Source organism: Sphingomonas bacterium, assembly GCF_903644055.1.
In the GTDB taxonomy this organism is placed as follows: Bacteria; Pseudomonadota; Alphaproteobacteria; order Sphingomonadales; family Sphingomonadaceae; genus Sphingomonas_I.
Genome location: NZ_CAHJXD010000090.1, coordinates 1 through 5133, shown reverse-complemented (window position 1 = coordinate 5133; position 5133 = coordinate 1). Strand labels below are relative to the sequence as shown.

5 protein-coding genes are annotated in these 5133 nt (G+C 69.0%); 3 read left to right on the top strand and 2 right to left on the bottom strand.

Features of this window, described 5'->3' with window-relative positions; all coding sequences use genetic code 11:
* The coding region (locus HUU94_RS03890; RefSeq protein WP_174273804.1) for a DEAD/DEAH box helicase at window positions 1-728 on the bottom strand (728 nt) is incomplete at its 3' end.
* A 93-nt stretch (window positions 729-821) separates the two neighbouring features.
* On the opposite strand from HUU94_RS03890, the gene HUU94_RS03885 reads away from it, so the two are divergent.
* Entirely contained in the window at window positions 822-2663 is a 1842-nt protein-coding gene (locus HUU94_RS03885; RefSeq protein WP_174273803.1) for a DUF885 domain-containing protein, read from the top strand.
* 4 nt (window positions 2664-2667) lie between these two features.
* Window positions 2668-3246, top strand: a complete 579-nt coding sequence (locus HUU94_RS03880; protein ID WP_174273802.1) for a thymidine kinase — start codon at window positions 2668-2670, stop codon at window positions 3244-3246.
* A gap of 283 nt (window positions 3247-3529) precedes the next feature.
* Here the strand turns inward: HUU94_RS03880 and HUU94_RS03875 are convergent, their stop codons facing one another.
* Window positions 3530-4555, bottom strand: a complete 1026-nt coding sequence (locus tag HUU94_RS03875) for a polyprenyl synthetase family protein (RefSeq protein WP_174273801.1) — start codon at window positions 4553-4555, stop codon at window positions 3530-3532.
* 101 nt (window positions 4556-4656) lie between these two features.
* Here HUU94_RS03875 and HUU94_RS03870 point away from each other — a divergent pair, with 101 nt between their 5' ends.
* A complete protein-coding gene (locus HUU94_RS03870; protein WP_174273800.1) occupies window positions 4657-4932 on the top strand; it encodes a chorismate mutase in 276 nt (91 codons plus the stop codon).
* Window positions 4933-5133 lie beyond the last annotated feature (201 nt).

The following is a 5133-nucleotide window of genomic DNA, read 5'->3' as shown; positions in this document are numbered from 1 at the left end:
CCGTGGAGCCCGTGCAGCCGCACGCCGGGCAGACGATCGAGCCGCTCGGCGGTGCGCTCGATCTCGGCGACGCCGGGCAGGAAGGCGAGGATCCCGCCGTCGGTCTCGCCCAGCGCGCGCCGGATCGCCGCGGCCATCGCATCCTCGATCCGCGCCCCGCCCCGCCCGATATGGCGATAGGCGATCGGGAAGCCGCGCCCCCGGCTCTCGATCACCGGCGCGCCGCCGAGCAGCTTCGAGAAGCGCTCGCCCTCCAGCGTCGCCGACATCGCGACGATCCTGAGATCGGGCCGCAGCGCGGCCTGCGCATCCAGCGCCAGCGCCAGCCCGAAATCGCCGTCGAGGCTGCGCTCGTGGACCTCGTCGAACAGCACCGCCGAAATTCCCGCCAGTTCGGGATCGGCCTGGATCATCTGCACGAAGATGCCCTGCGTGATCGCCAGCAGCCGCGTCGCGGCGGACTGCTTGCTATCCATCCGCGTCGCATAGCCGATCCGCCGGCCCACCGGCTCGCCCGCCAATGCCGCGATCCGTTCGGCGGCGGCGCGCACCGCGAGGCGGCGGGGACCGAGCAGCAGCACCTTGCCCGTGCACCAGCCCCGATCGAGCAAAGCGGGGGCGACCATCGTCGTCTTGCCCGCGCCCGGCGGCGCCACAAGCACGGCGTTCGGCCCCGCTTCGAGCACCGCGAGCAGATCGGGCAGCACGCTTTCGATCGGGAGGGTCACGCCTCCATCCCTAGAGCAGCCGCCCGGACGATGCGAAGCCTTGCTTGTGCCGCTTCCGGCTGCGGGTACAGTGCCTGCACCTGGGAGATGATGATGAGCCTGTTCAACCGGCGAGAATTGCTGTCGGGCGCCGCCGCGATCGGCGTGGCGCTGCCGCTCGCCGCGCAGACTCCCGCGCCTGTCGCGCCCGGAGACGCGGCGGCGACGAGCCTGCTCGCCGGGATCGCCGATCGGCTGATCGCCGAATATCCCGAGAATGCTTCCTATCTCGGCATCGACAAGGAGGCGCGCGCCGGGCTTCGCGGCAGGCTCACCGATCGATCGATGGTCGCCGAGCGGCGTCGGATGGACTGGGGCGCGGGGCGACTCGCCGAGCTTCGCGCGATCGATCGCACCCGGCTCTCGCCCGAAGTCGCGCTGGAGGTGGACGTCGCCGCCGCCGCGTTCGGCCTCGCGGTCGACGGCTGGAAATTTCCCTTTGGCGATATGGCGGTGCTGAGCGGGCAGAACAGCTTCCGCAATTCGCCTTACGTCGTCTCGCAGCTCGGCGGCGCGTTCGTCGATACGCCCGATTTCCTCGACACCAAGCATGTCATCGCCAACAGCCTCGATGCCGAAGCCTATCTCGCGCGGGTCGAGGGCTATGCCGGGCAGCTCGCCGCCGAGGCCGATCGCATCGGCAGCGATGCCGCGCACGACGTGATCCCGCCCGATTTCATTCTCGATATGGTGATCGGCCAGATCGGTGCCGCGCGCGCCGTGCCCGCGAGCAAATGGGGCGTGGTCGAGACGCTGCGCCGCAAGTGCGCGGCGGCGGGGTTGCAGGATAGCTATGTCGCCAAGGCGCAGGCGCTGGTGGTGGAGAAGGTCGCGCCCGCGATGGACCGCCAGCTCGCCGTGCTCCGCGCCGCGCGCGCCGAGGCGAAGCCCGATCCCAGCGTCGGCCGGTTCCGCGACGGCGCCGAATATTATGCCTGGCTGCTGCGCGCGGGAACGACCACCACGGCGACGCCCGAAGAGGTGCATGCGCTGGGCATGGCGCAGAGCGCGGCGATCCAAGGCGAGATGGATGGCCTGCTGAAGGCGCAAGGGCTGAGCAAAGGCAGCGTCGGCGAGAGGATGACCGCGCTGTCGAAGCGCCGCGACCTGCTGTTCGCCGACGACGATGCCGGCCGCGCCAAGCTGCTCGCCTATCTCAACGGCCGCATCGCCGATATCCGCGGCCGCGTGCCCAGGGCGTTCGCCACGCTCGTCAAGGGCAACCTCATCATCCGGCGCGTGCCGCCCGGCATCCAGGATGGCGCGCCCGACGGCTATGCGGCGGCGGGATCGATCGACGGCACTCAGCCGGGAATCTACTATATCAACCTCAAGGATACCGCGAACTGGCCGCGTTATTCGTTGCCGACGCTCTGCTATCACGAGGGCATTCCCGGCCATGTCTGGCAGGGCGAATATAGCAACCGGCTGCCGCTGATCCGCACGCTGCTCGCCTTCAACGCTTATTCGGAAGGCTGGGCGCTCTATGCCGAGCAATTGGGAGACGAGCTCGGCGCCTATGCAGCCGATCCGCTCGGCCGGCTCGGCTATCTGCAATCGATCGGCTTCCGCGCGTGCCGGCTGGTCGTGGACACGGGCCTCCACGCCAAGGGCTGGAGCTTCGCGCAGGCGCTCGACTGGTTCGCCGCCAACACCGGCATGCCGCGCGCGCAACTGACCGGCGAGGTCACCCGCTATTGCGCGATGCCGGGGCAGGCGTGCGGCTACAAGATGGGGCATAACGCGATCAACCGGCAGCGCGACCGGGCGAAGGCGGCGCTGGGCACCAAATTCGATCTCAGGCGGTTCGACGATGCGATGGTGCTGTCGGGCAACGTGCCGCTGACGCTGCTCGATCCGATCGTCGATCGCCATATCGCGGCGCTGCGCGGCTAGGCGGATGGCCAAGCTCTATTTCTATTATGCGTCGATGAACGCGGGCAAATCGACGATGCTGTTGCAGGCGAGCTTCAACTATCGCGAGCGCGGCATGCACACGATGCTGTGGACCGCCGCGATCGACGATCGCCACCGGAGCGGGGTGATCGCCTCGCGGATCGGGCTGGAGGCGGAGGCCGATCGGTTCGCGCCCGCCACCGATCTGCGCGCCGCGATCGAGGCCGAGCATGCGCGGCAACCGCTCGCCTGCGTGCTGGTCGACGAGGCGCAGTTCCTGACGCGCGATCAGGTGTTCGCGCTGGCGGCGGTCTGCGACGAGCTCGGCGTGCCGGTGATGGCCTATGGCCTGCGCACCGATTTCCGCGCGGAGCTGTTCGAGGGCAGCCGTCACCTGCTCGCGATCGCCGACGTGCTGACCGAGATCAAGGCGATCTGCGGCTGCGGGCGCAAGGCGACGATGAACCTGCGGATGGACGAAGCCGGCACCCCGATCCGCGAGGGCGCGCAGACCGAGATCGGCGGCAACGAACGCTATGTCGCGTTGTGCCGCCGCCATTTCATGGCGGCGATGCGGGGGTAGGGCGATGCCTCACTCGCCGGGCCGTCACCCCGGCGAAGGCTGGGGTGTCCTGAAATCGAGCCCCCGGATTGTGGTTGTCCCGTTCAAGCTGAAACGTCACCCCGGCCTTGAGCCGGGGTCCCGCTTCTTCTTCAGCGTTGGCAGGCAGCGGGACCCCGGCTCAAGGCCGGGGTGACGAAAGTTCGACGTCGACAGGGCAGACTTTAGGGGCACGAGATCCCAGCCTTCGCTGGGATGACGGTGAGGGGTTGGGAGGACGGGGAGGGGTTGGGAGGACGGTGCCTCAATAGGTCCGTGCGATCGCGAATTCGACGGCTTCGATCAGCGCCGCGCGCGCCACGCCGCCGCCGAGGCCCGCCAGCGCGTCGATCGCGAGCTGGCCGTAATGGTGCGCGCGCTGGAGCGTGTCGGCGATCGCGCCGCTGTCGCGCAGCAATCGGGTGGCGTGGGCGAGGTCCTCGTCCGAATTGCGCCGCCCCTCCATCGCATCGCGCCAGAATTTGCGCTCGGCGGCGTCGCCGCGCGCGTGCGCGAGGATCACGGGGAGCGTGACCTTGCCGTCGCGGAAATCGTCGCCGGCATCCTTGCCCATCGTCGCGCCGTCGGAGGCATAATCGATCGCATCGTCGACGAGCTGGAAGGCGATGCCGAGATTGCGGCCATAAGCGGCGAGCGCTTCCTCGGTGGCGTCGTCGCGCTCGGCGACGACCGCGGCGATGCGGCAGGCGGCGGCGAACAGAGCGGCGGTCTTGGCGTCGATGATGTCGAGGTAGCGCGCCTCCGTCGTCTCGATCCGGCGCTGCGCGGTCAGTTGGTTGACCTCGCCCTCGGCGATGATCGCGCTCGCGCCCGAAAGGATGCGCAGCACGCGCAGGCTGCCGTCCTCGACCATCAGCTCGAACGAGCGGCTGAACAGGAAATCGCCGACCAGCACGCTCGCGGCATTGCCCCAGATCAGGTTGGCGGTGCGGCGGCCGCGGCGGAGGTTCGATCCGTCGACGACATCGTCGTGCAGCAGAGTCGCGGTGTGGATGAATTCGACGCAGGCGGCGAGCTTGTGGTGCCGCGCGCCGCTATAATCGAGCAGCCGCGCGCAGGCGAGCGTCAGCATCGGCCGCATCCTTTTGCCGCCGCCCGCGATCAGATGGCCCGCGAGCTCGGGGATCAGCGGCACATCGGACTGCATCCGCGCGAGGATCACCGCATTGACCTGGTTCATGTCGGCGGCGACGAGCTGGATCATCGGATCCAGCGAAGGCGCGCGATCCCGGCGGAAGGGCACGACGTTGGGGGGCACGATGCTGGCCATCGGGCGCGATTTGGCGATTGCGCGCGCCGAACGCAAGCGACCAGCGCTTGCATGCCGCGCGATGCGCCCGCATTGCGCGACGGAGCGAGGGAGAGGCGGGGATGAGCGACGCGCGGCTGGAGGAGTTTCGCCAGAGCATCGACAATATCGATGCCGCTTTGGTCTATCTGCTCGCCGAACGATTCAAGGTGACCAAGGCGGTCGGCGCCTACAAGGCCGAGGCGGGGCTGCCCCCCGCCGATCCCTCCCGCGAAGGCCGTCAGATCGCGCGGCTGCGCACGCTCGCGCAGAGCGCGCAGCTCGATCCGGATTTCTCGGAGAAATTCCTGCGCTTCATCATCGACGAGGTGATCCGCCATCACGAGCGCGTGCGGTGATGCCGTCGTCCCAGCGAAGGCTGGAGCCCATGTCTTGCCGTGCGGGGCGCGACGCCGCTGGTGAGAGACATGGGTGCCAGCCTTCGCGGGCATGACGGCTAAAGTCTGTCCTGCGTTGAACTGTCGTCACCCCGGCCTTGAGCCGGGGTCCCGCTTCTTCTTCAGCGTCGGCAGGCAGCGGGACCCCGGCTCAAGGCCGGG

What these genes read in the sequence shown, in the direction of transcription:
- HUU94_RS03885 (WP_174273803.1), top strand. Translation starts at nt 822, where the DNA reads ATGAGCCTGTTCAACCGGCGAGAATTGCTGTCGGGCGCCGCCGCGATC.
- HUU94_RS03880 (WP_174273802.1), top strand. Translation starts at nt 2,668, where the DNA reads ATGGCCAAGCTCTATTTCTATTATGCGTCGATGAACGCGGGCAAATCG.
- HUU94_RS03875 (WP_174273801.1), bottom strand. Translation starts at nt 4,555, where the DNA reads ATGGCCAGCATCGTGCCCCCCAACGTCGTGCCCTTCCGCCGGGATCGC.
- HUU94_RS03870 (WP_174273800.1), top strand. Translation starts at nt 4,657, where the DNA reads ATGAGCGACGCGCGGCTGGAGGAGTTTCGCCAGAGCATCGACAATATC.